Raw genomic sequence first — 25,747 nt, 5'->3', positions numbered from 1 at the left:
CCATGAACGTTAGCAATCAAGGCACCTTCAAAGCGGCGGCCAGGCCGGTCCCCAAGCGGCTCGTGTATTTGCTCGGCAGCATAGGCTTTGTCTGTCTGGGCGCGCATGCGCAAACGGCAAACGAGCACGCGCTGCGCGGGAAAATGCTGGACCGGGGCCACAGCATGGGGGCGCAGCAGCCCTCGAGCGGTGAGCAGGAGTCGCCCGCTTTCAGCGGCCTGGCGCCGTCTGGCCTGAGTCGCGCCGAGCGCCGCGTGATCCTGGAAGCGGTGCCGCCGGCCACGCCGGCGCAGCAGAGCGTGACCTTTGACGATCTGCTGTCGGGCACCAATTTCGAGTCCGGCCGCGATGTGCTGCTGCCGGCCGCCACGGCCCGGCTTGACGCGCTGGCCGCACGTTTGCGCGGCAAGCAGAAGGTGCGCGTGCAGGTGATCGGGCATACGGACAACCAGCGCATCGCCGCCTGGCTGAAGCCGACTTTCCCGACCAACCAGCATCTGTCGGAGGCGCGCGCGCTGGCCGTCACGGCCTATTTGATGCGCGCGCTGGACTTGCCGGCATCGGCCTTTTTCGCCAGCGGCAAGGGAGAGAGCGAAGCGATCGCGTCGAACGCCACGCCGCAAGGCATGGCGCAGAACCGCCGCACGGAAATCCGTGCCTGGTACGAGGAAGCCGTCGAACTGCCGGCTGTCGCCGCCGCATCGCCGAAGCGCATCGAGACGGTGGTACAGGTCGACGATTGCGCCGTCGCCAGCCAGGTGGCCAACCGCGATGCGGCCTTCTCCATCAGCATAGACGGCGTGGTGCAGGACACCGATACGCCGCAGCAGGAGGCGGACCGCCAGCGCTGCGTCGACGTGGCGCTGGAGCGTTCCGACATCCAGGTCAAGTACGACCCCCTGAACGTCGCGCCGGCCTTGAATGTCTGGCTGGCGGCGCCTTATGCGCAGCGCCGGGCGCCCGTGCGTTTTGGCACGTACACCAATTACGCATTTTTCCAGCAGCGCGCCGAGATCCGCATCTTCGCCAAGGGACAGAGCACGCAGGAGCAGCCATTTGCCATCGTGCCCGCGACGATGGGCGAAGCGACGGCCTGGCAGGCGCCGGTCGATGCGCCGGAGCAGATCGGTTACCTGCTGCGCGTCTACGACGCAGGCGGCAAGTTCGACGAGACGCGTTTGCAGCCACTGCGCCTGCTCGATGCGGCGCCGCCCGAAGCGCCGGGCAAGAAGGCCGGCGGCGAAGCGTTGGCCGGCTGGGGCGAGTCGAGCCTGATCTTGCGCAATATCGATGCATCGGGCGGCAGCGTCACCATCAGCGGCGAGAAGATCAAGCCTGGCCAGCAGGTGACGGCGCTGGGCATGGTCGTGCCGGTCGACGCCAGCGGCAAGTTCGCCATGCGCCAGATCATGCGCCCTGGGCCGCATACGGTGGAAGTGGCCGTGAAGGATGGCAGCGGAGCTGGCATGACCTTCCGCCGCAACCTGAACATCGCCGACAGCGACTGGTTCTATGTGGCGCTGGCCGACCTGACCATTGGCCGCGACCGCACGAAAGGGCCGGCGGAACTGGTCACGGGCGACACGCAGCACTACAGGAACGAGACCTGGGCCGACGGCCGCGGCGCGTTTTACTTGAAGGGCAAGATCAAGGGCGACTACCTGCTGACGGCCAGCGCCGACACGCGGGAACAGCCGCTGCGCGATTTGTTTCACAATTTCCAGAGCAAGGATCCGAACTACCTGCTGCGCCGCATCGATCCGGACAAATACTATCCCGTGTACGGCGACGACAGCACCACCGTCGACGATGCGCCTACCCAGGGGCGTTTTTACGTGCGCCTGGAAAAAGGCGATTCGTCCGTCATGTGGGGGAATTTCCAGACCACCTGGAGCGGCTCGGAACTGGCCCAGTACAGCCGCGGCCTGTATGGCGCCAACCTGCTGTGGAATGGTGCCGCCAGCACCAGCCATGGCGAAAAGGCCAGCACGGTCAACGCCTTTGCCGCTTCGCCGGGCACCTTGCAGTCGCGCGAGGAGTTTCGCGGCACGGGCGGTTCGCAATACTATCTGCGCCATCTGGACCTGACGCAGGGTTCGGAACGCCTGTGGGTGGAAGTGCGCGACAAGGATTCGGGCCTGGTGATCGAGCGCATCCAGCTGACGCCTTCGCAGGATTATGAAATCAACTACCTGCAGGGACGCCTGACCTTGCGCTCGCCGCTGTCCTCTGTGGCCGATGGCGGCGCGCTGGTGCAAAGCGCGAGCCTGAGCGGCAACCCCGTGTACCTGGTGGCGACGTACGAGTATGTGCCGGGTCTGAGCGCCATTTCCGGCACCTCGGTGGGCATGCGCGCCAGCCACTGGTTCAACGACCATGTGCGCATCGGGGCCAGCAATTATCACCAGGGAGAACAGGGTTCGGACCAGACCCTCAAGGAACTGGACCTGACTTTGCGCTACAAGCCGGGTACCTGGATCAAGGCCGAGGCGGCCCGTTCCAGCGGTGACGCCAGCAGCGTGCTCAGTTCATCGAGCGGCGGCTTCGATTTCAACCAGACGACGGCGGGCGGCCGCCCCGCCAACGCGAAGCGCTTCGACGGCGCGCTGGACCTGGCCGACCTGGGCGGCGCGGCGCGCGGCCGCATCGCCGCCTACTGGCAGGACCGCGAAGCCGGTTACGCGGGACCGGGCATGCAGACCCTGAACGGCGAAGCCGTGCGGCAAACGGGCCTGGCGGCGACCGTGCCGCTGGGCGAGCGCACGGAAGTGTCGCTGAAGGCGGATGACCGCACGGCCACCAGCCAGGATGCGCGCGCAGTGGAAGCGGCGCTGCGCCACAAGCTCGATGCGGAGTGGGGCGTGTCGGCAGGTCTGCGGCACGACCGCCGCGACAATGCGGCTGGCAGGGACAATGCCAGCGCCATCCTGAGTCAGGATGGCGGGCGCAGCGACGCCGTGCTGCGCGTCGACTATCGGCCATTGCAGCAGGGCCAGCAAGCCCGGGATGGCGCGCTGGAAAGGACACCGGCGTCGAACGCCGTGCCGCAGCAGGGACTGGAAGGCGGCATCACGGGCCAGCTGGTGACGCAGGGACGCGAGGCAGGCATGGCTGGCGGTCCGCAGTACGGCCCCGACACCACGCTCGCTTCCGGCGTGGCCTCGGCGCGCGTGGCAGGATTGCTGTACGCGCCGTGGGATATGTACGGCTTCGTGCAGCATACCTTGTCGCGCAGCGGCAACCGCGCCCTGAATGACCGCGCGGGACTGGGTGGCACCTACCAGGTGAGCGAACGCCTGCGCCTGGGGGCGGAAGCGTCGGGCGGTAGCGGAGGCGTGGGCGGCCAGCTGTTCGGCAACATGCAGATGGATGAGCGCAGCAGCGTTTACCTGAACTACCGCATGGAGACGGAAACGCCGGATGTGAACTACAGTGGCCGCCAGTCCACGCTGACGGCGGGCAGCCGCTACCGCCTGAACGACAAGGCGGGCCTGTTTGCGGAAAGCCGCTGGGGCAATGGCGCGGGGCCGCAAAGCCTGACGCACGCGTTCGGCGTGGACCTGGCGCCTACCGAGCGCTGGACCACGGGCATCAAGTTCGAGACGGGCACGCTGTCGAATCCCCTGTCGGGCGACTTGAAGCGCGACGCCATCGGCCTGACGGCGGCATATGCCTACGAGCGGCTGAAGTTTTCCAGTGCGCTGGAGTTCCGCACGGACCGCACGAAGTCGCTGGGGACCGTGGATGGCAGTTGCGCCACCATGCCGGCTGACGGCGGCTGCGTCACGGACGCGAACAGCGAACACCGCAAGGTGTGGCTGACGCGTAATGCGCTGAGCTACCAGCTGGACCGCGATTGGCGATTGCTGGGGAAATTCAACCTGTCGCGCAGCAGCTCCACGCGGGGGGCCTTCTACGATGGCGACTACACGGAAGTGGTGACGGGGGCGGCCTATCGCCCGGTCGACAACGACCGCTGGAATACCCTGTTCAAGTACACGTACTTTTATAACCTGCCATCGCCAGGCCAGGTTGACGGCGTCACGGGTGGGGTGCTCGACTATACGCAGAAAAGCCATATCCTGAATGTCGATACGACGTATGACGTGCGGCCATGGCTGTCGTTGGGCGGGAAATTCGGCGTGCGCACGGGCCAGTTGCGCGCGTCGAAGACGCAAGGCGAGTGGTTTTCCAGCCGCGCGGAATTGCTGGTGCTGCGCGCCGACTTCCATATCGTCAAGGAGTGGGATGCCTTGATCGAGGGACGCAGGCTGAAGGCGCGCGAGGCGGGCGATGCGCGTGCCGGCGCCCTGGTCGGCGTCTACCGGCATGTGGCGAAGCACGCCAAGATCGGCATCGGCTACAACTTCACGACCTTCTCGGACGATTTGACGGATCTGTCGTACCGCAGTCGGGGCTGGTTCCTGAACGCCATCAGCACGTTCTGACGCCCATAGGCGCGCCAGGAAAGCAGGACGGTCTCGCGGCTGTCCTGCTTTTTTTTCGCCGTTCGCGTGTCTCCCCGGCAGGCTTGCCGTGGTGGCCGGTGTAATATTGAGCCAGGGAAAGCGGCGGCATGGTGCCAGCGGCTCCCGTCACGAACGAGGTTGTAACATGACGATTTTTGGCATAGGCATCCACATCCTGATCGCGGTATTTTTTGCGATTCACGTGGTGCGCAACGGGCAGCAGCTGTACTGGCTGCTCATTTTATTCATGTTTCCGCTGCTGGGCAGCGTGGTGTATTTCTTCGCCATCTACCTGCCCAATTCGCGCCTGCCGCAAGGCGCGCGCAAGGTGGCTTCAGTGGCCGTGCAAGTGCTCGATCCGAACCGCGAACTGCGTGAGGCAAAAGCCGCTTTCGAGTACACGCCGACGGCGCAGAACCAGATGCGCCTGGCCAGCGCGCAGCTGGAAGCGGGCGATGCGCAGGAAGCTGCATCGACGTATGAAGCCTGCCTGCAGGGTGCGTTTTCCTCGGACCTGGAAATTCGGTTGGGCGCGGCACGCGCCTACCTGGAATGCGGGCGCGGCGCCGAGGCCTTGACGCACCTGGAGTTCATCCGTCGCACGGATATCCATTTCCGTCCCGAGATGGTGTCCCTGCTGACGGCGCGCGCGCTGGCGCAAAGCGGGCGCCAGCCGGAGGCGAAGGCGGAATTCGACGATGCGCTGGCGCGCTACAACAGCTTCGAGTGCCGCGCCGAATGCGCGATCTGGGCGTTGCAGCAGGGCGACAAGGTGCTGTCGGAACGCCTGCTGCTCGATATCGACAACGCCATGGCTCGCTGGAGCAGCCATACGCGTGCCATGTATGCGCCATTGCTGGCGCGCTTGGAGGCGGCGCGCCGCTGATTTGTTGCCAGTGCCTGACTCAGACGCCAGGCACCGTGTTCTTGCCCTCGACCAGCTTGTACCCCTTGCCATCGAAACCATAGCGCGCGTGGCTGTTCAAGGGCGTGGCGATGCGCGGCGGGTCTTCGTCCGGCTTGACCGTGACGCCCGGCTTGATCTTCTCTGAGGCGCCCTTGAAATCGATCAGCAGATCGTCGTAGGCGCCGCCATTGCGCGCGGGAGCGAAGCGCCACTTGCCGTCGACCATCCAGCACTCGTCCGTGTCAGGCCCGCAGGCGCCCATATTGTCCGAATACAGGTCGATGCCGCCATCGATCGCCGTCACCTTGCCATCGCCGATTTCAAACAGGGCCAGCTGCGTGATGGTGTAACCCTGGCCCGTGTAGCCATGGCGTATCGCCAGTCCCGGCTTGTTCGCACCCAGCATGACCCAGTGCACTTCGCCCAGCTGCCCTGAGGAGCCGAGGGTGGCGATGTTTTCCAGGCGTTTCACGACTTGCCATTGGCCGTCTTCCGGCTGGCCCTTCGGCGCCAGGAAAAACACGTTCAGCAGTCCCGGCGAGGCATGCGCCGATTCGGCAGTGCCTTCCGTGTTCGCCGTTTCCGCATTCGCCACCAGGATGGCACGGCCATCGGGCAGCAGCTTGTGGCTGATGGCGCTGACCACGTAACTGAGTTTGTCGACGTGGTTGTCCGGATCGGACAGGTCGGCCAGCGCATCGTCGCTGTCGTTGCGGTAGTCCTTGCCGAAGACGGCGCGCATCATGCCCACTTCGAGCTCGCGCGCCTGCGGCGTGTTCATCGCTTCCGTCCTGGGCGCGGTGGCGGCCGGTGGCGGCACGTGTTCGGCCGATGCCGTGTCGGCTGCGGGGACATCGCTTGCCACGTCAGCTGCCACGTCGGCGCTGGCGGGGGCGGTCTTGTCCGAGCAGGCGCCGAGCAGTGCGGATACCAGTAGCAGGACGAGCGGGGTGCGGTAATTCATAGGCAGGGCAGATTGCGTTCATGGAGAATGGGCGCAGTATGCCAGATAGATGGAAGCGAGGGAGCGCGGCCTGGTGGCCGGTCCTTCGCTTCCTTGCCCGCAAGGGGCGATTTTGCAAACGGTGGCGGCGCTTATTTTTCCAGCGCCACCTTGTCATCGCGCCGCAGCGGCGCCTTCTGGCGGCGCAGTCTGGCCATGCCGCGCTTGAGCAGGTGCTCCAGGTCGTCGATGTAGGTGAACACGGCCGGCACCACCAGCAGGCTCAATAAAGTCGACGTGATCAGGCCGCCGATGACGGTAATGGCCATGGGCGAACGGAAGCTGGGGTCGGCGCCCCAGCCCAGCGCCAGCGGCATCATGCCGGCACCCATGGCGATCGTCGTCATCAGGATGGGGCGGCTGCGCTTGTGGCAGGCGTCGACCAGCGCATCGAAGCGGTTCATGCCGGCCTGGCGCGCCAGGATCGCATAGTCGACCAGCAGGATCGAGTTCTTGGTGACGATCCCCATCAGCATGATCAGGCCGATCATCGATGGCATCGACAGGGCGCTGCCCGTGATCAGCAGGGCCACGAAGGCGCCGCCGATCGACAGCGGCAGCGCCGCCAGGATGGTCACCGGCTGCATGAAGTCCTTGAACAGCAGCACCAGCACGCAGTAGATGCACAACACGCCGATCAGCATGGCCAGGCCGAAGCTGGCGAACAGCGATGCCATTTCCTGTGCGTCGCCCAGTTCGGCGATCTTCACGGACGGCGGCAGATTCTTCATCGACGGCAGCGCGCGCGCTTCTTCGTTCAGTTCGCCCAGGGTGCGCGAACCGAGTTCCACGTCGAGGGTGACGTTGCGGCTGCGGTTCAAGCGGTCGATCTGCGCCGGGCCGCTTTCCATCGTCACGGTGGCCACGTTCGCCAGGCGCACGGGACCATTTTTGCCGGGCACCGTCAGGCGTTCGATGGCGGCCAGGTCGGCGCGCACGCTGTTGGGCAGCTTGACGCGGATCGGCACCTGCCGCTCGGGCAGGTTCATTTTCGTCAGGTCCGTATCGTAGTCGCCGGCCGTGGCCACGCGCACCGTCTCGCCGATGGCTGCCGCCGTCACGCCCAGGTCGGCCGCCTTGGCAAAATCAGGGCGTACGATGATTTCCGGGCGCACCAGCGAAGCGCTGGAATTGACGTTGCCGATGCCTTTCAGTCCGCGCAGCTCGCGCTCGACCTTTTGCGCCGCCGCCATCAGCGCCACGGGGTCTTCCGAGCGCAGCACCAGCTGCATCTTGACGCCCGTGTCGGGCGGCCCTACTGTGAAGCGCGCACCGGGTATCGCATCGAGCTTGTGGCGCAGCTGCGTTTCCAGGCCCGCCATCGATTCCTTGCGCTCCGTGCGGTGCACGGTGGTCAGGGTCAGCACGGCCCGGCGTGCCTCGGCAGCCGCGCCGGGAGCGAAGGCGTCGCCGCTGGAACCGCCGCCAATCGAACTGAAGACGCCCTGGATGCCTGGCGTGCGCATGGCCGCATCGCGCGCCAGGGCCGCCACGGCCTGCGTTTCGCCCAGGGTGGAGCCGGGAGGCAGTTCCAGGTTGATCTGCGTCTGCGCGCGGTCGGCGGCCGGCACGAAGCCCGTCGGCAGCAGGGGCACGAGGGCGATGGCGCCGACAAAGAACAGGGCTGCGGCGATGGCCGTGGTGCCGCGGTGGTTCAGGCACCAGCGCATGACGCGCAGGTAGCGCGTCATCAGCCAGCCATCCTGTTCTTCCTTGTGCGGCAGCGGTTTCAATATGTAGGCGGCCATCATCGGCGTAAGCAGGCGCGCCACCACCAGCGAGGCCAGTACGGCCAGCACGGCCGTCCAGCCGAACTGCTTGAAGAACAGGCCGGGAATGCCGCTCATGAAGGCCGTCGGCAGGAATACGGCCACCAGCGCGAAGGTGGTGGCGATCACCGCCATGCCGATTTCGTCGGCCGCTTCCATGGCCGCTTCCATGGGCGACTTGCCCATGCGCAGATGGCGCTCGATGTTTTCGATTTCGACGATGGCGTCGTCGACCAGCACGCCGACGACCAGCGCCAGCGACAGCAGGGTGACGGTGTTGAGCGTGTAGCCGAACCAGTAGATGCCGAGGAAGGCTGGCATCACGGACAGGGGCAGGGCGGCGGCGGCCACCAGGGTGGCGCGCCAGTCGCGCAGGAACCACCACACCACCAGCACGGCCAGCAGCGCGCCTTCGTACAGCAGCTCCATCGAGCCCTCGAAGTTTTCCTCGACGGGGAAGGCATTGTCGATCGACTGCTGCAGCACTACATTCGGGTTTTCCTTCTGCAGGTCGGCGATGGCGTCGCGCGCGCCCTTGGCGACGGCCACTTCGCTGGCACCCTTGGTGCGGAACACTTCAAAGGCGACGACCGTTTTGCCATCCTGCTCGGCCAGTGCGCGCGGTTCGGCGACCGTGTCGCGCACGGTGGCCACCTGGTCCAGGCGCACGTGGCGCCCGTCCGGCAGCGGCACTTCCACGCGCGACAGTTCATCGGCCGTTTTCACGGTGGCGATGGTGCGCACCGATTGCTCGGCGCCGCTGATGTCGCCCCGCCCGCCGGGCGCTTCGCGCTGGACCAGGCGCAGCTGGCGCGAGACGTCGAGGGCCGACACTTTCAGGGCGGCCATGCGCGCCTCGTCGAGTTCCACCTGGATCTCGCGGTAGACGCCGCCCACGCGGGTGACGGCACCCACGCCGGGCACGGTCAGGAGGCGCTTTGCCACCGTATTGTCGACGAACCACGACAGGTCGGGTGCGTCGAGCGGATTGTCGACGCCCGGTTTTGCCGTGGCGATAAAGGTCAGCACCACGCGCCCGGCCGTGGACGCCTTGGTGACGGTGGGGTCGCGCAGCTCGGCCGGCATGTCCGCCTTGACGCGGGCGACGGCGTCGCGCACATCGTTGACGGCTTCGGCGATCTGCTTTTCCAGGATGAATTCGACGGTCACCGTGACGACGCCGTCGAGCACCTTGGTGTAGATGTTTTTCACGCCTTGCAGGGTGGCGACGGAGTCTTCGATCTTGCGCGCCACTTCGGTTTCCAGCTGGGCTGGAGCGGCGCCGGGCAGCACCGCGCTGACGGTGACGATGGGCAGTTCGATATCGGGGAAATCCTGCACCGGATTGGCCTTGTAGGCCAGCAGCCCGGCCAGGGTCAGCAGCACGAACAGCATGATGGCCGGGATCGGATTCTTGATCGAGAGGGAGGAAAAATTCATGGTTTTTCCTTACTTTTTCGCTGCGGCCGGCTTGGCAGCTGCTGCGACCGGGGTTGCCACCGGGTTTTGAACATTCCGCACCAGGTCGCCGTCATTGAGGAAGCCTGCGCCGCTGACGACGATGGTGGTGTCGGCCGTGATGCCGCCTAAAATCTCGATGCGGTCGCTCAGGCGCCGTCCGGCCTGCACCTTGATCTGGCTGACCCGCTGGTCGGCATTCAGGCGGAAGACATAACTGAAGCCATCGCGCACGGCGATCGCCTGTTGCGGCACCGTCAGCGCGCCCGAGTTACCCAGTTCGAATTCGCCGCTGGCGTACATGCCGGCCTTGAACGGTGCATTGTTGCCGGCGCTGGCCGGCAGGTCCACGTACACGAGGGCGGAACGCGTCTGCGGGTCGACGGTAGGGGCGATCATGCGCACCTTGCCCGTCAGGACGCTGCCATTGGCAGCCTTGACTTGCGCCAGGGTGCCCGCTTTCAGGTTCAGCAGCTCGGTGGCCGTCACTTCGGCGCGCCATTCGAGGCGGCCCTGGCGGATCATGCGGAACAGTTCCGTGCCGGCGCCTACGACCGAGCCGACGGTGGCCGAGCGCGAGGAAATGATGCCGCTGTCGGGCGCCACCACCTGCGTGTATTTCAGGCGCAGCTGCTGCGCCGCCAACTGCGCCTTGGCGGACGCGATGCGCGCGTTGGCCGTCTGTTCGGCCGTCAGGTACTGGCTGATTTGCTGTGCGCTGATGGCGCCCGTGCTTTGCAGCGAACGGGCGCGCTGCGCGTTGGCGGCGGCTTCCGCAGCATTCGCTTCCGCTTCCAGCACGGCGGCCTTCGCCTGCGCCACGTCGGCATTGACCGTGTCGTTCGAGAACACGGCCAGCACCTGGCCGGCGCGCACCACATCGCCGACATTCACGCGCACATCCGTCAGGCGCAAGCCGTTCGATTCGCTGCCGATGACGGCTTCCTGCCAGGCGGCCACGTTGCCGTTGGCCTTCAGCTTGATGGGCAGGCTGGCCGTTTGCGGCTTGGCCGTGGTGACGGTGAGCGCCGGTTTTTGCGCCGTGTTCTTATCCTTGGCGTCGTCGGCCGCCGTGGAGGAAGGGGAGTACAGGGCAACACCGGCGCCCAGCACCATAAAGAGGGCGGCCAGCGCGAGCGTCATCGGTTTCAAGGTCATTTTTTTCATGTTGTCGTATCCGTCAGGGGGCGTTGTTGGCGATGGCGCTGCTGCTGTTCCAGCCGCCGCCGGCGGCGCGGTACAGCGCTACCCAGGCGGCGCTGCGTTCGCGCTCCAGGTTGACCACGGTGTTTTCGGCGGCCAGGCGCGTGCGGCGCGCGTCTTCCAGTTCGATCAGGCTGGCCAGGCCATTCTTGTAGCGGTCCTCGGTGGCGACAAACGACACGCGGTAGCCTTCCAGCGCCGTTTTCGCGTGGCCGCTGCGCGCGTCCGTGCTGGCCAGGTTGACCAGTGCTTCTTCCACTTCGCGCACGGCCTGGCGCACGCCGGCACGGTACTTCACCACGGCTTCGTCGTAGCGCGCCGTGGCCGCATCGACCTGGGCGCGGCGGGTGCCGCTGTCGAAAATGGGCAGGCTGACGGCCAGCGGGCCGATGCTCCAGGTGCTGGCCGTGATGCTGGTGCCGCCGGCGCGGATATTGCCCTTGCCGATGGAGCCGGAAAGGCTCAGGCGCGGGTAGCGCTGCGCTTGCGCGCCGCGCACTTCAAAGCTGGCGGCCGCCACTTCGCGTTCGGCGCTGTAGATGTCGGGACGTTGGCCCAGGGTTTGCGCCGGCAGCTCCGCAATCGCCACGGGCGAGGGCAGGATGGCCGGGCTGGCCGCCAGCTTCTCGCGCAGCGACGCTTCCGGTATGGCCGACAGGGCCACCAGCGCCTTGACATTCACGTCACAGGCGGCGCGCTGTTCGATGGCGCGGCTGGCGCCTTCGGCGGCGCTGGCGCGGGCCAGGGCGGCGTTGGCGGGCGGCTGGAAGCCGGCGCCGGCGCTCAGCTCCGTCAGGCGTGCCGAGTCGCGGCGCGAGACGGCATCCTGTTCGGACACTGCCTGCAATTGCTGGCAGGTGCGCAGGGCGTAGTACTGGTTTGCCACTTCGGCGGCCACCGAGACGCGGGCCTCATGCCAGCCCGCGCGCGCGCTGTCGTAGCGCTCCTGCGCCGCATCGCGCGTGGCGCGGTTGGCGCCGAAGACGTCGATTTCCCACGACGCCTGCAGCGCGGCCTGCGAGGTGGTGCCGCCGGGCTGCGCCGATTGCTGGCTGGTGCGCACCACGCTGCCCGTCGCATCGAGCGTGGGCGCCAGCGCGGCGCCGCTGGCGACTCTGTCCGCGCGCGCCTGCACGATGCGCGTGCGGGCGGCGGCGATGGTGGGGCTGACCTGCTGCGCGTCGGTGATCAATTCCACCAGCAGGCTGTCACCCTGGCCCTGCCACCAGCTGGCCAGGTCCGTCAGCTTGCCGTTATGCGGCAGTGGCGCCTGCCACTGCACGGGTGCGCTGGCGGCCACCGCTGCGGGCGGCCCCTGCAGGGCGCAACCGCCCAGCGCCAGTACGATGCTGGCGGCCAGGACACGTTGAACGGTGCATCGAATAGTCGTCATGCTGGTCCTTCTGCTTGTCGTTGAGCGGTAGGGGGAGAGGGAGGAATGGTCAGGCGCTGGCGCTCCACGTCGGCCATGGCCAGCGCGTAATCGGTCATGCGTGCCAGCCAGGTGTCGATGGCCTGCGGCGATTCCAGTAGTTGCGGGCGCAAGGTTTGCAGCACCTCGGCGCCCACCATGTGCTGCAGGGCCAGCGAAGCGATGGAAAAGGCCAGGCGGTGCATGTCGTCGCTGTCGTCGGGTGCGCCCAGGTGGCGCGCCAGCACGCGCGTGAGCGCCTCGTGTTCGGGGCGGATATTCTGGTCGATTTCGCGCGCCCACAGGCCCGTCGGTTCGAGCATCTCGCGGCACCACAGGCGCATGCAGTCGCGCGCGATCTCGCCTTGCTGCATGGGGGCGAGCAGCTGCGCATAAAAGCCTTCCAGGCTTTGGCGCAAGGTGAAATGCGGTTGTTCGTACAGGGCGATATTGTCTTGCGGGTTGGCCGACTGCTGGGCGAAGGCGGCGCGGTACAGGCCCGCCTTGTCGCCAAAATAGTAGCTGATGGCTGCGGCGTTCGTGCCGGCCGCCTGCGCCAGTTCGCGCGTGGACGTCTTGGCGTAGCCCTGCTCGGCAAACAGGCGGATGGCGCTATGCAGCAGGCGCTCGCGCGACTGTTCGCCGTCGGAACGGGGCTTGCGCCCTTCGTCGGTGTGGGAAGTGGGGATGGCGTTTTTTTCAATCATGCCGGAGATTTAATCACATATCTCAAACGATTGATATAACTAAATCGTTTGATTTAGTTAAGGAAAGGTGAAGATGAGGGAAAACGCAGGCAAAAAAAAGCCCGCGGTTGTATTCGCGGGCGTAATCCAATGTTCGGAGAACGAATTGGAGGAGACAGTTCTACTATAGCGCTGAAAATGGTGCGGTGCAATACCGTAGAACTACTGTATCGGTCTGTCCTGGATAGCAAGAAATCAAAATTTCATGCTGCGGCGCACAGGAACTCAGGCCTTGCTGCGCAGGGCCAGTGTAAACGTGCTGCCGGAGCCGTAGTCGCTGTTGAAAAACAGGGCGCCGCCGATGGCGTTGGCCAGGTTCTGGCACAGGTACAGGCCCAGTCCCGCGCCTTCCACGTGGCGCGTGGAGGTGGAATCGAGCTGCGAGAAGGCCTGGAACAGCTTGGCCTGGTCTTCTTCCTTGATGCCGGCGCCGCTGTCGGCGATGCTCATTTCCGTCACCAGCACGCCGTCCTCGTCGCGCTGGGCAAGGCTGATGCGCACCGTGCCCTGTTCCGTGAACTTGATGGCGTTGTTGAGCAAGTTGATGAGGATTTGTGTCAATGCGCGGCGGTCCGTGTCGATGATGGCGGGCGGCTGGCCTTCTTCTCCCAGCGCCATTTCCAGCGCCAGGCCCTTTTGCTGGGCCAGGGGGCGCAGGGTGTCGGCCACGTCGGCCATCAGTTCCTGGCAGTGCACGGGTTCGATCGACAGGGTCAGCTTGCCCGCTTCGATCTTGGCCACGTCGAGGATGTCGTTGATCAGCGAGAGCAGATGACGCGCGCTGGCGCGGATGGTGTTCAGCTGCTTGTCCTGGTCGGATGTCAGGGGGCCGGGCAGTTTCATCAGCAGCGCGCCCGTAAACCCGATGATGGCGTTGAGCGGCGTGCGCAATTCGTGCGACATGTTCGCGATGAAGGCGGACTTCATGCGGCTCGCCTCGGCCAGCTCCAGGTTTTTCAGGGCGATTTCGCGGTTGATGGTTTCCAGTTCGGCCGCATGGTGCGCCAGGCGCATGTTCAGCTCGATCACCTGGCGTTCGCGCGCCTGCAGTTCGCCGTTGACCTGCACCGCCTGTTCATACGTGGAAATGAGCAGGTCGAGGATTTGCTGGCGCTCCGCATTGATGAAATGCTTCTGGTCGCCCAGGTACAGGGCGATGCCGATTTCCACATTCTGGTTCTTGCGCAGCTTCTGGTTCATCAGCATGTGGCTGATGCGGTTGAGCAGGTAGTCTTCCGCGTAGGGCTTGCGGATGAAATTGTCCGCGCCGCACTCGATGCCGCGGATGATGTCCTTCGGATCGTTGAGCGAGGTGACGAGGATCACGGGAATGTCGCGCAAGGTCGGATCGGACTTGATGGCGCGGCACAGGTCGTAGCCATTCATTTCAGGCATGACGATGTCGGACAGCACCAGGTGCGGCTTGCGCTCGCGGATGGCGGCCAGGGCCAGCTGGCCATTGGCCGCCACGCGCGCGTTATAGTGCAGGGATTGGATCAGGCGGCGCAAGCGCTCCGCCTGGGTCGGGCTATCCTCGACGATCAGGATCTCGATTTCGTCAGGCTTGATTTGGTTGTTGGAGTCCACAGACCTCTCCTAGAATTTCAGTGTGGTGATGCTGGGCGCGGTGAGCGCGCAATATCGACATCGTATGACTATATCGGATTTAGGTCTGCAAAAGTAACTTCCAAGTAACTATTTTGGCCACAGGGAATGCTGTGGCCGCTTGTCAGTTTTCGCCCTGGAACTGCCCTGCGCGATAGGTCAGCACGAGCGTATCGCGGTGGCCATGTTCGCCGACCGGCTGGATCGGCGTCGATTCGTGGATGACAGACGCATCGTCGAGCAGCAGCAGCGACCACGGCTCGGTCAGGGTAAAGCGCTTGCCGTTGGGGCCATTGGCCTCGAAGATGCGCGTCTCGCCGCCCTTGACCTGTTCGCGCCCGATCAGCAGCACGGCGACGAAATCGACGCCGTCGCGGTGCGCACCTTCCGGCGTGGGGCGGCCGATGCCATCGGTCGTATCGATGCGGAACTGGTGCGCCTCGATGAACCACGGCTGGCTGCCCTTGACCTGTGAGCAGGCGTTGCCCAGCGCGCGGATCAGCTGCTGCCAGGCCGCTTGCGCAACGATAGCCGCTTCGACCGGTTCGAACAGGCGGTGCATGCCGCCGTGCAGGGCGTTGTATTCCACCGGTTGCCAGTGCGGACGGTGCGCCGTCTGCGTCAGGCGCTCGCCATCCTGCACGAAGCACGAGTGGCGCCGGCGGCGATAGCGGCCGCCATCCTTCAGGTAATTGTCCAGCGGGAGGGTATTCCAGCTCCCTTCCAGCGCGCGCAGCGCGGCCAGCGGGCAGCCGGCCAGCGCGGCCACGTCCTGCGGGCGCAGGACGGCATAGCCGTCATCGCGCAAGGCTTCCTTGACGTGGGAAGGGTCGGTAAAGATCGGTGCGGAAGTGCTCATGGCGGTGCCGGCCGCAATGCGGCCTGTCTCAGTTTATCCAGCCTGGCATTCTACGACTTCGCGGCAACTCTTGTGTTAGGTCCGATAGGAATTATTCTTGTTGAGTTAAAAATTCTTTACCAGGGTCAGGCGCAGCGAGCGCGATTCCACCGGATGGAAGTGGATATCGTCGACGGGTTGCGCTTCGCCGGGCAGGCGCGAGGCATAGTAATAGTCGATGGCCGAGTCGCGCCGGTTGGCCAGGTTGTAGCCTTCGACTTCCACGCGCAAGGTCTTGTCGATCTGATAGGCGATGCGCCCGTTCAAGCCCACGCTGGCCGCGGAGCGCACGCTGTTGTCTTCAATCAGCGGGCGCGGGCCGAAGTAGCGCAGGCGCAAGGAACCCGACCACGGCCCCGGCGGCGTCACCGTCATGGCCAACTGGGCCACGCCTTCGATGGCGCCGGGGATGAAGTCGCCCGCCGGGTCGCTGCCGCGCGAGCGCGCCCGTGCATATGCCAGGTCCAGGTCCAGCGACAGCCAGCTGGCCGCCTTGTAGTAGCTGGAAAACTCGATGCCGTAGCGGCGGCTGGGGCGGCCCGCCTCGGTGGCGCCCGCGTCGCCGATGAACAGCAGCTCGGAATCGAAGTCCAGGCGGTACAGCGACAGCGAGGTTTGCAGGCCGGCGATGGCGGCGCTGCGCAAGCCCAGTTCCAGCCCGCGCGAGCGCACCAGGGGCGTGACCTTGTCGGCCGCCTCGCCCGTCTTCGGGTCGACGGTGATCGTCGTGCCGCGCGCGTCGTTGCTGTGAAAGCCATTGCCGATGTTGAGATACGCTTCCGTATCGCGCCACGGTCCCGCGATCACGCTCAGGCTGGGACTGAACAAATGGTCGCTGGCCGTGCCTGAATTGGCGGCGCGGTCGCTGCGTACGTCGAAGCGGTAGGCGTCCGCGCGCAGGCCGGCCACGGTGCGCAGCCAGCGCGACCAGCGCGTGCTGTTTTCGCCATACACGCCGATGCTCGACTCGACGATGTGGTCTTGCCGCGTGGTTGACAGGATCTGCCGCTGCCGCGTGTTGTACAAGCCATTGTGGATATTGTCGTTCTGCAGCTGCACGCCGATGGTGGTGTCGCTGCTGCCCCTGTCCGTGTGGCGGTGCCAGGTATGGCTGGCGTCGAGGCCGGACGTCACGCGCCGGTCGGGCTGGGCGAACTGGTCGCCGTTGTCGGGATCGTCCATCGCATACGTAAAATTCGAGAACAGGGCCAGGCGGTTGGCGATCACATACGCGCTGACCCTGGACGACACGTCGTCCGTCGTCTGGCGCCAGGCGCCCGACAGGCTGTAGCGCTGCGCCTTGCCGCCGTCGCTGGCATCGATGGCGTCGAAGCGGCCCTGGGTGCCTTCCTTTACGGCGCGCAGCGGAATCTGGTCGGTGGCGTTCCAGCTGGCGTCATACGCCATGGCCGTGACGTTGAAGCCGTTGTTGGCATAGCCTTCGCTGTAGCGCAGCACGCCATTGAGCTTGCGGTAGCGGTCCGGCTGCGTGAACGGGCCATCGTTACGCTGTGCTTCGAGTGCGTACAGCAGGCTGCCGTCGCCCGCATCGGGCGAATCGGCCAGCAGGGCGCGGCGAAAGCCGTTTTGCCCGAGTCCCAGGCTGGCGACGCCCTGCGTCAGGCGGTTCGCATACACGACGGACGCCGCCCCCGCCGAGGAGAAGTCGCCTTGCGCCGCCGAATACGGCCCCTTTTTGTAATCGAGGCGCATGGCCAGTTCGGGTATCAGGAAGTTCAGGTCCGTCCAGCCCTGTCCGTGGCCATGGCTGCGCTGGTTGACGGGCATCTCGTCGACGGTGGTGCGCAAGTCCGTGCCGTGATCGAGGTTGAAGCCGCGCAGGTAGAACTGGTTGGCCTTGCCCTCGCCGCTATGCTGGCTGACGATCAGCCCCGGCACGGCTTCGAGCAGTTCGCCGGGCCGGTAGCTGGTGCGCGCATCGAGCTGCTTTTGCGTGACGCTGCCCGCGTTGGCCGAATCGGCCACGCCCAGCTGGTTCAGGCGCGAACCGTCGACCAGCACGCGCTGGAAGATGTCGTCGGCGTGGACGGCGGCAGGTAAAAACAGGGCGGCGAGGAGGAGGGGCAGAGAGCGTGGCGTCATGGGTGTATGGGTGTGGCGGCAGTTTGCCGGTGTTTAGCGGATCGGCAGTTCCGTGTTCTGGCGGTCGAAAATCAGCGTCTGGATGGCGCCGCTGTCCTGCACGTTGAGGGTGTTGCGCTGGCTGGGCAGGAAATCGATCAGCAACTGGTTGTGGATGCGCGTGGCGGGGGCCAGGCGCGTGCGTTCGAGCTCCTGGAAGATCACCACGTTGTCGGCATTGACCTTCATGCCGACCCAGTTCAGGCGCAGGCGCTTGCCGTCCGGCGCCACGAGGTAAAACTGTTTTTCGACATAGCGGCGCAGCGCCGCTTCGCTGTCTTCCTGGCCCAGGTCGAACTGGCGCTGGTACAGGTTGGTCAGCAGCGCCTCGACGTCGTGGCCCGTGTAGGTATGCACCACTTCGGTGCTGCCGCTGGCCGCGTTATAGCTGATATCGGCGATGCCCATATGAAAATTATGGGCGCCCGCCGCCATGCTGGCGCAGGCCAGCGTGGCGCAAGCGAGCAGGCGCCAGCGCTTCACGCCTCGTCGCCCTTGGCCGAGCCGCCGTTCTTGCCTTTCAGCGGCGTATGAAAATCGCGCATCAGGTTATCCTTGGGCGATTTCTCGCTCTTGAACAGTTCCAGGCGCGACGGCGTGATTTTTCGCGGCCAAGCGTTGTTGCTCGTGTCGATATCGGCCGTTTCCCAGTACGGGTCCTGCACCAGGCCCACCATCGGTTCATCCGTGATGACGACTTTGGTGATTTTCTTCGGCGAGTAGCGCCACACTTCGGCCGGCACGCGCTCGACGTACTTCTTGCCGCTTTTCAGTTCGATTTCGAGGATCAGCGGCATGACCATGCCGCCCACGTTCGACAGGTCGACCAAGTACAGGTGCTTGCCCTGTTTCAGCAAGTCCTTTTCCCACGGTTCCAGGGCGGCCAGCGCTTCGGCGTAGGCGTTGCGGTCCTTGTTGGTCACCGTGAAATCGTCGTGCTGGTTGTAGAAATCCTTCAGCTCCGGATGCGCCTCGACCCGGCGCGCCATGCCCTTGTTGGCGCGGCTCGTGACGGATTCCGGCTGGGCGTCCTTTTGCGCCTTCTTCCAGGCTTTTTCCGTTGCCGGATCCTTCGAGCTCACGCCATATTCGCTGATGCCGTCGATGCTGATGTCGACCGGGTCGGTCGTATAGAACCAGCCGCGCCAGAACCAGTCCAGGTCCGTGCCGGAGGCGTCTTCCATGGTGCGGAAAAAGTCGGCGGGCGTGGGGCGCTTGAACTTCCAGCGCTGCGCATATTCCTTGAAGGCGTAGTCGAACAGTTCGCGCCCGAGGATGGTTTCGCGCAGGATGTTCAGGCCAGCCGCCGGCTTGGCGTAGGCGTTGTTACCGAACTGCAGCAGGGACTCGGAATTGGTCATGATGGGCACCTGGTCGCGGCTACGCATGTAGTCGACGATCTCGCGCGGTTCGCCGCGCGAAGCCGGGTAGTTTTCTTCCCACGCCTGCTGCGCCAGGTATTGCACGAAGGTGTTGAGGCCTTCGTCCATCCACGTCCACTGGCGCTCGTCCGAGTTGATGATCATCGGGTAGTAGTTGTGGCCCACTTCGTGGATGATCACGCCGATCAGGCCATACTTGGTGCGCTTGGAGTAGGTCAGCTCGCCCGTCTTCTTGTCTTTCACCGGACGGGGGCCGTTAAACGAGATCATCGGATACTCCATGCCGCCCACGGGGCCGTTTACGGAGATGGCCGTCGGATACGGATAGTCGATGCTGTACTTGTTGTACTGTTCAATCGTGTGCACGATGGCTTGCGTACTGTACTTTTCCCACAGGGGGTTGCCCTCTTTCGGATAGTAGGACATGGCCATCACATCGCTGCCGCCCTTCTTGTATCCCTGCGCATCCCAGATGAACTTGCGGCTCGAGGCCCAGGCGAAGTCGCGCACGTTGGCCGCCTTGAAGTGCCACGTCTTTTGCGCGCGGCTCACTGTTTTTTCGGCCGCTTCGGCTTCCTTCTGCGTGACGATGACGACGGGCTTGTCGCTGCCGCGGGCCTTTTTCAGGCGCTCGCGCTGCGCGGAAGACAGCACTTCCTGCGGGTTTTGCAGCTCTCCCGTGGAGGCGACGATATGGTCGGCAGGAACGGTCAGCTGCACGTCGTAGTCGCCGAATTCCAGCGTGAATTCGCCGGAGCCGAGGAACTGCTTGTGCTGCCAGCCGGCCGCATCGTAATAGGCCGCCATGCGGGGGAACCACTGCGCCACTTCGAACAGGGCGTTCTTGTCGTCGAAGACTTCATAGCCGGCGCGCCCGCCCAGCACCTTCTGTTCGTTGATGCGGTAATCCCAGTCGATCTGGAAGACGAAATCCTGGCCCGGCTTCAGGGGCTGCGGCAAGTCGATGCGCATCATGGTGCGGTTGATAACGTACTTCAGGGGCTGGCCATCCGCGCCTGTCAAGCGGCGGATATTGAAGCCGCCCTGGAAGTCGCCGCGCGCGAGGATGCCGCGCAAGCCTTCGAACTTCATGGTCTCTTCGCCCGTCGTCTTGGCCCACGCCTGGCGCGAGGGCGCCGTGGTCATGCGGCGCGCGTCGGAATCGGGCTTGTAGATATTCTGATCCAGCTGCACCCACAGGTAGCCGAGGGTGTCGGGCGACTGGTTATGATAGGTGATGGTGCCGCTGCCGGCGATCTCGCGCCTGGCTTCGTCCAGCGTCGCGCGGATAGTGTAGTCGGCGCGCTGCTGCCAGTAGGCGTGGCCCGGCGCGCCGGAGGCCGTGCGGTAGGTATTCGGGGTGGGCAGCACCTCTTCGAGCTGGCGGAACTTGTCGTCGAATGGTTCGGCCGCGAAGGCCGACACGGTAAAACACAGAGCCAACGAGGCTACGGAGCCGAAAGAGATGCGCATATTCACCCTGATGTTGTTGTAAGGAAATAGTGGCAACTATTCTATACGCAGGGCGGGGCCATCCATGTATCGATTTGTAATAAAGAAAGGCGGATTTCACGCCAGCTTTTGCCTGGCGCTGTCAGGGGGATGCTTTACCTGATTTTGCTCGGAAAAGCGGCGCCTTTACTCACTTTTCATCAGGCTGTCGCGCAATTGGTTCAGCTGTTGTTTCATGTCCACAACCTGTTCCACGCTGCACTGGCTGGCCGTCAGGATGGCTTCCGGCAGCAAGGCTGCTTCATGGCGCAGCTGGTCGCCCTGTTCCGTGAGGGAAATGATGACTTGCCGCTCGTCGCTGGCGGCGCGCGTGCGCGTCAACAGGCCCGATTGCTCCATGCGCTTGAGCAGGGGCGTCAGGGTGGCCGAGTCGAGGAACAGGCGCTCGCCCACTTCCGACACCGTCAGGCCGTCGCGTTCCCACAACACCATCATCACCAGGTATTGCGAATAGGTGAGACCGAGCTTGCGCAGGAGCTTGCGGTACAGCTTGTTCATGGCAAGCGAGGTCGAGTACAGCGCAAAGCACAGCTGGCTGTCCAGGCGCGGCACCTGGTGCAAGGGATTGGGGGCGGTGGTGGTATCCATGGGCACAGTATATATAGCGCACTACCTAATTGCAATGCGCGGCGCCGGACCTGGCGATCCGGCACCGGGGCGCATAAGCTTAGCCGGCGTAGCGCGTGCGCAGCAGATCGAGCATGGCGACGTTCTGTTCCCACGCGTCGCTCACGGGCTGCTGCGTCCAGGGCAGCGTTTGCGTGTACGGCGCGGGGCCGAATTCCGGCGTGAACGTCATGCGCTCGGCTCCGGCCGCGCGGCGCAGGGCGACGATGGCATCCCACCAGGCCAGGTGGGCGTCGAGTGCCGGTTTCGCTTCCGGTGCGCGGAAGTCGGCGACCTGCGGCCCTTGCGCATGGCCCACGCGCGCATGCACGTGGCGCACCAGCGGCAGCACCTGCGCCAGGGTCTGCGGCTGGTCTTCCAGCAGCGATTCGCAGGCGCAGCACCAGTGCGACAGGTCGGCCGTCAAGGGCAGCTCGGGATACTGCTGCAGATACGGCAGCAGCAGCATCGGATGGCCGGAAAAGCGGCTGCGGTGGATTTCGTGCACGATGGGCACGCCGTGCTTTTCCGAGATGGCGGCGGCCAGGTCGAGCAGCTGTGCATTCTGCGCCGGCGTATAGAAATCCTTGCCCGTGTGGGTGTTGACCAGCACGGGGCGCGCCAGACAGGCGTTCTCCAGCAGTTCGGCCAAGGCGGCGCGGTGCAGATCGAAGTCGCTGTGGAACACGGTTTCCCACTGCGCGGCGATCAGCTGCAGTCCCGCCTTGGCGATGCGCTCCGTCCACTCTTCGCGCAGGGCGACGTCCAGCGGCAGCGACATTTCGATGCCGTCGAAGCCGGCCGCCAGTACCTTGTCGATGAAGACGTCGGGCGGCAGGTCATTATTGCCCCAGTGGGCGGCAAAGACGTCGATGCGCATCAGACGAAGCCCCGCACGGGGAAGGCGTCGTCGCGCTGGATCCAGTTGTGGGCCGCGTATTCCGTCTGGCCGTCGGTGGCGTGCAGGGTGTAGGCGTGGCGCGAGACGGGCGAGCGGTTCGGCGCGCTGTAATGGGGCAGCAAGCCATGGAAGCAGACGAGGGCGCCGGCCTTGACTTCCAACGGCACGGCCGTGCTGTCGTCGGGCCATGGCGTGGCGTCGAGTTTTTCCACGCGCACGGCGTCGCCGTTACGGATGAAGCGTTCGCGCAGCGGGCCGCGGTGGCCGCCCGGTTCCGCCCACAGGCAGCCGTTGTCCAGGGTGGCGTCTTCCAGCGCAAACCAGAACGTGGTCACGCTGATCGGCGTGGTCTCGAAATACGTGGCGTCCTGGTGCCAGCGCACTTCGCCGCCGATGCCGGGCTGCTTGAAGATGTACATCGATTGCCACACCTGCGCATCCGCCAGGCCCAGGTCGCGCGCCACTGCGGCCAGTTTCGGGTCGGCCGAAAAGCTGCGGAAGACGGGGTCCAGGTCATGCATGGCGTGGCCGATCTTGTTGATCGACAGGGACTTGGCCTGCTTCAGCTGGCCGTCCGCGCCGAACGCCTCTTCCTCGAAGAAGCAGCGGATGGTGTTGTCGGAAGCGAGAAAATAATCGTTGGTGTTCTTCGCCTGGTCGCGCGTGGTGAAGATGGACTGGCTGACGCTGGGATCGAATTCGTTGACAATCTGCTCGGCGCGCGCGCGCAAGGCGGCGATTTCATCGGCGCCCTTGAAATCGGACAGGATGATGTAGCCGTCGCGTTGGTATTGTTCTTGTTGTTCGATCGTTAGCATGGCGGCGGCTCCGGAGGTCAATGGAAAGCGCCATTGTAGGATGGGCGAGGGCGGCAAACAATCGCCCTGCGGTTGACAGATTGTCGCCAAAGCGAAGACAATCTTTGACATGGATCAACTAAAAGCGATGGAAATCTTTGTCGAAGTGGCGCGCCAGCGCAGCTTTACGGTGGCCGGGCAGCGCCTGGGACTGACGCGCGCCATGGTCAGCAAGACCATCATGCAGCTGGAAGAACGCCTGCATGCGCGCCTGCTGCACCGCTCCACGCGCGAAGTGAGCCTGACGGACGCGGGCCGCGCCTACCTGGCACCGTGCATGGCCACCGTCAGCCAGGCGCAGGAAGCGGCGCGCATGGTGGCGCACGTGGCGCAGGCGGGAGCCGGGGCGGAGCTGGCCGGGCCGCTGCGCATCCAGGCGCCATCGAGTTTCGGCAGCGCGTGGCTGGCCGACGCCGTCGCCCGTTTCAGTTTGCTGCACCCCCAGGTGCAGGCCGAATTGTTTGTCGACGATGCCCTGCTCGACCCGATACGCCACGGTTTTGACTTGACGATACGCGTGGGCGGCATCCCGGACAGCAGCGCTCTGGCCATGCGTCCGCTGGCGCCGTGCCGCGCCGTGCTGTGCGCCAGTCCCGCCTACCTGGCGCAATGGGGCGTGCCGCAGACGCCGCAAGAGCTATTGAAGCACCAGTGCCTGCATTTCAGCCACCTGACGGATGGCACGAACTGGCATTTCCAGCGCGGCGAGGGAGACCGGCAAGAAGCGGTGAGTGTGCGCGTGCAGGCGGGTTTTACGGCGAACAATGGCCTGGTGCTGCACCAGGCGGCGCAGCGGGGACTCGGCATCGTCTACAGCACCACGTTCCTCGCCTGGCGCAACCTGCTCGATGGCAGCCTGGTACCCGTGCTGCCCGGCTGGGAGCTGCCCCTGAATCACTTGAGCGCCCTGTATCCTGCCAGCCGCCAGCCCTCGCCCAAGGTACGCGCGCTGATCGATTTCCTGGTGGCCGAATACCAGCCCGTGCCGCCGTGGGACCGCGAGCTGGCAGCTGCCGGATTTCTCAGCTGAGGTTCAGCCAAGGTTCAATTGAGGCTCAATTGAGTGCGACGGGTTCCACCGTCCACGCGCCATCCGCGTACACGCGCTCGTCGTCCAGATAAACGGCTTCGGTGACGGCGAAGATATCGACGTGGTAGCGCGCATCCTTGCGCTTGAACTGCGGTTTCGTATACACGCCATGCTTGGCGCCCAGCGACAGGTGGATGCCGCACATGCGTTCATACGTGCCGATGTCGTTGACCAGCTGCTCGCGCGAAAAGGCGCGGTTCATGCCGAAGCCCAGTTCGCGCACCCATACTTCGCCTTCGTGCGCGCGGATGATCTCCAGCATGGCGGTAAATTCCGGCGTGGCGTTTTCCGTGCCCGTCACGCGCCCCTTTTCGATGATCAGAGTGATCGGGGTGTCGGGGCGGTTGACCATAAAGTGCGTGTCGCCGAAAACAAAGATGCGCACGCGGCCATTGACGGCTTCCAGGTCCTGCGCTTCCGTAAACACTTCGCCCAGGGGGAACTGGCCGCCGATATTGTTCATGCCGCTGTAGTCGCCGATATTGAGCTTGGCCGATTCGAACGGGGAAGCGAAGACCAGCTGCTCGCCGCCGCTCTCGACCATGCCGTGGCGGGCGCCGTCAATGCGCGCCTTGAGCGCATGGCCCACGCCGCGGTAATAGGCAGGGTCGTAGGCCAGCGAGGCGATGTAATGCAGGCCCTGCACACCGGGCATGCGCGACAGGTGCACGTGCTCGATGACTTTCAGGCCCCGTTTGAACAGCTCGATGCGGATGCGGAACGCTTCCAGGCGGAAGCTGGTCGACTGGATCAGCACGACGAGGCTGCCGGCCGGCAGTTCGGCAAACGCGGCCAGCACGGCATCGGGCGTGACTTCGTCGAAATCGATGAAGGCGGCGTCGGGCAAGGCCTGGCGATACGCTTCCGTCAGCACGACATTGAGCCAGCTGCGCTTGTCGCAGACGATCAGCGCCGGTTCGTCGGGGCGGTGGCAGATGGCCATGGCCAGCAGGTCGGCCACGTTTTGCGCGGCCACTTCGGTGGCGGCGGCGCTGATGGCGTCGAGCCGGCTGGTGTCATTCTCGGGAAGCGTCATGGTGCGGAGGTGGGGGACGTGAAGTAATCGCAGCATTATAAGGTGATTGCCACTGGCCACACCATTCCCCATCCGGCGGAGGGCAGGCGGCTGCCGCGCCCCTGATTACTTGTGTAGTGCTTTCCAGCAATGTATTATTTGATAAATGGTATTGCAGGGCATGGCAGCGAGCCTGGGAGTGGCCCGGCGCAGCGGCAAACGCACGCATGCGCACGGCGGCTCGCTTCCAGTGATGCAGGGACAACAAGCCAACAGGCGATGATGAAGAGTGTGAAGTGATGAGCATAATCGGACAAGATATTCCCATGGAACGGCCGGATACGGATGGGCGCGCCGCCGTCTTCGTTCCCGTCACGGGCGTCAAGGAAGATGTCCTGTTGACCATACGCAAGGGTGCGGCCATCGTCGGCTTTGCCAACCACGACCGTACCATCACCGTGTATTTTGAAAGCAACCGCTTTGACGATCCCGTGCTGGCCAAGTGGGAACACAAGGCGCGCAAGGCCTACGACCGCCTGGTCGACAATGCGCCCACCGTGTCGAAACTGACCACCAGCCCCGCCAATTTCGAGCAGATCGGTTATATCAATGGCAAGGGCATCACCATCCGCCGCATGGAAAGCCTGCAGCGCTGGCTCGCGTATTCGGATGCGATGGAGACTTGCCCGGCAACGGATATCATTCCGCGCACGGTGATAGCGAAACCTGAAAGCGTTAAAGTTTAAGAGCGGCTGATACAACGCCCTCGGCGT

18 protein-coding genes are annotated in these 25,747 nt (G+C 64.8%); 4 read left to right on the top strand and 14 right to left on the bottom strand.

Features of this window, described 5'->3' with window-relative positions; genetic code table 11:
- Positions 1–2: 2 nt before the first annotated feature.
- Positions 3–4,448, top strand: a complete 4,446-nt coding sequence (locus tag O3299_RS15535; RefSeq protein ID WP_305062637.1) for an OmpA family protein — start codon at positions 3–5, stop codon at positions 4,446–4,448.
- Positions 4,449–4,614: 166 nt separating this feature from the next.
- Positions 4,615–5,355, top strand: a complete 741-nt coding sequence (locus O3299_RS15530; protein ID WP_251350585.1) for a tetratricopeptide repeat protein — start codon at positions 4,615–4,617, stop codon at positions 5,353–5,355.
- A 19-nt stretch (positions 5,356–5,374) separates the two neighbouring features.
- Here O3299_RS15530 and O3299_RS15525 read toward each other — a convergent pair whose 3' ends face one another.
- The 13 genes from O3299_RS15525 to O3299_RS15465 all read right to left on the bottom strand — a co-directional run bounded on the left by O3299_RS15525 (position 5,375) and on the right by O3299_RS15465 (position 22,830).
- Entirely contained in the window at positions 5,375–6,340 is a 966-nt protein-coding gene (locus O3299_RS15525; protein WP_305053025.1) for a hypothetical protein, read from the bottom strand.
- Positions 6,341–6,471: 131 nt separating this feature from the next.
- Positions 6,472–9,588: an efflux RND transporter permease subunit gene (locus O3299_RS15520; protein ID WP_305053024.1), complete on the bottom strand. Its 3,117-nt coding sequence runs from the start codon at positions 9,586–9,588 to the stop codon at positions 6,472–6,474.
- Between the two features lie 9 nt (positions 9,589–9,597).
- Positions 9,598–10,773: an efflux RND transporter periplasmic adaptor subunit gene (locus tag O3299_RS15515; RefSeq protein WP_305053023.1), complete on the bottom strand. Its 1,176-nt coding sequence runs from the start codon at positions 10,771–10,773 to the stop codon at positions 9,598–9,600.
- A 13-nt stretch (positions 10,774–10,786) separates the two neighbouring features.
- Positions 10,787–12,202, bottom strand: a complete 1,416-nt coding sequence (locus O3299_RS15510) for an efflux transporter outer membrane subunit (protein ID WP_305053022.1) — start codon at positions 12,200–12,202, stop codon at positions 10,787–10,789.
- Positions 12,199–12,927 (bottom strand): CerR family C-terminal domain-containing protein, encoded by a 729-nt coding sequence (locus O3299_RS15505; protein WP_305053021.1) that lies wholly within the window; start codon positions 12,925–12,927, stop codon positions 12,199–12,201. Before O3299_RS15505 ends, O3299_RS15510 begins: the two co-directional genes overlap by 4 nt.
- A 264-nt stretch (positions 12,928–13,191) precedes the next feature.
- Positions 13,192–14,553 (bottom strand): hybrid sensor histidine kinase/response regulator, encoded by a 1,362-nt coding sequence (locus O3299_RS15500; protein WP_099666722.1) that lies wholly within the window; start codon positions 14,551–14,553, stop codon positions 13,192–13,194.
- A gap of 142 nt (positions 14,554–14,695) precedes the next feature.
- Positions 14,696–15,430, bottom strand: coding sequence for a 2OG-Fe dioxygenase family protein (locus O3299_RS15495; RefSeq protein ID WP_099666723.1), 735 nt, complete (start codon positions 15,428–15,430; stop codon positions 14,696–14,698).
- A gap of 105 nt (positions 15,431–15,535) precedes the next feature.
- Positions 15,536–17,572 carry a TonB-dependent receptor gene (locus O3299_RS15490; protein WP_305053020.1) on the bottom strand — a complete coding sequence of 679 codons (2,037 nt, stop codon included), beginning with the start codon at positions 17,570–17,572 and terminating at the stop codon, positions 15,536–15,538.
- A gap of 33 nt (positions 17,573–17,605) precedes the next feature.
- On the bottom strand, positions 17,606–18,094 hold the full coding sequence (locus tag O3299_RS15485; protein WP_289903766.1) for a DUF6702 family protein: 489 nt from the start codon (positions 18,092–18,094) through the stop codon (positions 17,606–17,608).
- Positions 18,091–20,466 (bottom strand): M1 family metallopeptidase, encoded by a 2,376-nt coding sequence (locus tag O3299_RS15480; RefSeq protein WP_305053019.1) that lies wholly within the window; start codon positions 20,464–20,466, stop codon positions 18,091–18,093. The genes O3299_RS15485 and O3299_RS15480 overlap by 4 nt, the downstream gene beginning before the upstream one ends.
- 165 nt (positions 20,467–20,631) lie before the next feature.
- Positions 20,632–21,093, bottom strand: coding sequence for a MarR family winged helix-turn-helix transcriptional regulator (locus O3299_RS15475; protein ID WP_099666727.1), 462 nt, complete (start codon positions 21,091–21,093; stop codon positions 20,632–20,634).
- 79 nt (positions 21,094–21,172) lie between these two features.
- Positions 21,173–21,991 carry a sugar phosphate isomerase/epimerase gene (locus O3299_RS15470; RefSeq protein ID WP_305053018.1) on the bottom strand — a complete coding sequence of 273 codons (819 nt, stop codon included), beginning with the start codon at positions 21,989–21,991 and terminating at the stop codon, positions 21,173–21,175.
- Positions 21,991–22,830: a phytanoyl-CoA dioxygenase family protein gene (locus O3299_RS15465; protein ID WP_305053017.1), complete on the bottom strand. Its 840-nt coding sequence runs from the start codon at positions 22,828–22,830 to the stop codon at positions 21,991–21,993. The genes O3299_RS15470 and O3299_RS15465 overlap by 1 nt, the downstream gene beginning before the upstream one ends.
- A gap of 109 nt (positions 22,831–22,939) precedes the next feature.
- On the opposite strand from O3299_RS15465, the gene O3299_RS15460 reads away from it, so the two are divergent.
- A complete protein-coding gene (locus O3299_RS15460) occupies positions 22,940–23,899 on the top strand; it encodes a LysR family transcriptional regulator (protein WP_305053016.1) in 960 nt (319 codons plus the stop codon).
- A 25-nt stretch (positions 23,900–23,924) separates the two neighbouring features.
- Here the strand turns inward: O3299_RS15460 and O3299_RS15455 are convergent, their stop codons facing one another.
- Positions 23,925–24,995: a hypothetical protein gene (locus tag O3299_RS15455; protein ID WP_305062636.1), complete on the bottom strand. Its 1,071-nt coding sequence runs from the start codon at positions 24,993–24,995 to the stop codon at positions 23,925–23,927.
- A 305-nt stretch (positions 24,996–25,300) separates the two neighbouring features.
- Here O3299_RS15455 and O3299_RS15450 point away from each other — a divergent pair, with 305 nt between their 5' ends.
- A complete protein-coding gene (locus O3299_RS15450; RefSeq protein WP_077408133.1) occupies positions 25,301–25,720 on the top strand; it encodes a hypothetical protein in 420 nt (139 codons plus the stop codon).
- The last annotated feature ends 27 nt before the right edge of the window (positions 25,721–25,747 follow it).

The sequence above is a fragment of the Janthinobacterium sp. SUN176 genome, from assembly GCF_030587335.1.
GTDB lineage: Bacteria > Pseudomonadota > Gammaproteobacteria > Burkholderiales > Burkholderiaceae_D > Janthinobacterium > Janthinobacterium kumbetense.
This window is presented reverse-complemented; position numbering and strand designations above follow the sequence as displayed.

Bases quoted from the DNA above. Each gene is read 5' to 3' on its own strand.
- O3299_RS15495 (WP_099666723.1), bottom strand. From the start codon at position 15,430: ATGAGCACTTCCGCACCGATCTTTACCGACCCTTCCCACGTCAAGGAA.
- O3299_RS15480 (WP_305053019.1), bottom strand. From the start codon at position 20,466: ATGCGCATCTCTTTCGGCTCCGTAGCCTCGTTGGCTCTGTGTTTTACC.
- O3299_RS15475 (WP_099666727.1), bottom strand. From the start codon at position 21,093: ATGGATACCACCACCGCCCCCAATCCCTTGCACCAGGTGCCGCGCCTG.
- O3299_RS15450 (WP_077408133.1), top strand. From the start codon at position 25,301: ATGGAACGGCCGGATACGGATGGGCGCGCCGCCGTCTTCGTTCCCGTC.
- O3299_RS15510 (WP_305053022.1), bottom strand. From the start codon at position 12,202: ATGACGACTATTCGATGCACCGTTCAACGTGTCCTGGCCGCCAGCATC.
- O3299_RS15470 (WP_305053018.1), bottom strand. From the start codon at position 21,991: ATGCGCATCGACGTCTTTGCCGCCCACTGGGGCAATAATGACCTGCCG.
- O3299_RS15505 (WP_305053021.1), bottom strand. From the start codon at position 12,927: ATGATTGAAAAAAACGCCATCCCCACTTCCCACACCGACGAAGGGCGC.
- O3299_RS15530 (WP_251350585.1), top strand. From the start codon at position 4,615: ATGACGATTTTTGGCATAGGCATCCACATCCTGATCGCGGTATTTTTT.
- O3299_RS15520 (WP_305053024.1), bottom strand. From the start codon at position 9,588: ATGAATTTTTCCTCCCTCTCGATCAAGAATCCGATCCCGGCCATCATG.
- O3299_RS15535 (WP_305062637.1), top strand. From the start codon at position 3: ATGAACGTTAGCAATCAAGGCACCTTCAAAGCGGCGGCCAGGCCGGTC.
- O3299_RS15455 (WP_305062636.1), bottom strand. From the start codon at position 24,995: ATGACGCTTCCCGAGAATGACACCAGCCGGCTCGACGCCATCAGCGCC.
- O3299_RS15460 (WP_305053016.1), top strand. From the start codon at position 22,940: ATGGATCAACTAAAAGCGATGGAAATCTTTGTCGAAGTGGCGCGCCAG.
- O3299_RS15465 (WP_305053017.1), bottom strand. From the start codon at position 22,830: ATGCTAACGATCGAACAACAAGAACAATACCAACGCGACGGCTACATC.
- O3299_RS15515 (WP_305053023.1), bottom strand. From the start codon at position 10,773: ATGAAAAAAATGACCTTGAAACCGATGACGCTCGCGCTGGCCGCCCTC.
- O3299_RS15490 (WP_305053020.1), bottom strand. From the start codon at position 17,572: ATGACGCCACGCTCTCTGCCCCTCCTCCTCGCCGCCCTGTTTTTACCT.
- O3299_RS15525 (WP_305053025.1), bottom strand. From the start codon at position 6,340: ATGAATTACCGCACCCCGCTCGTCCTGCTACTGGTATCCGCACTGCTC.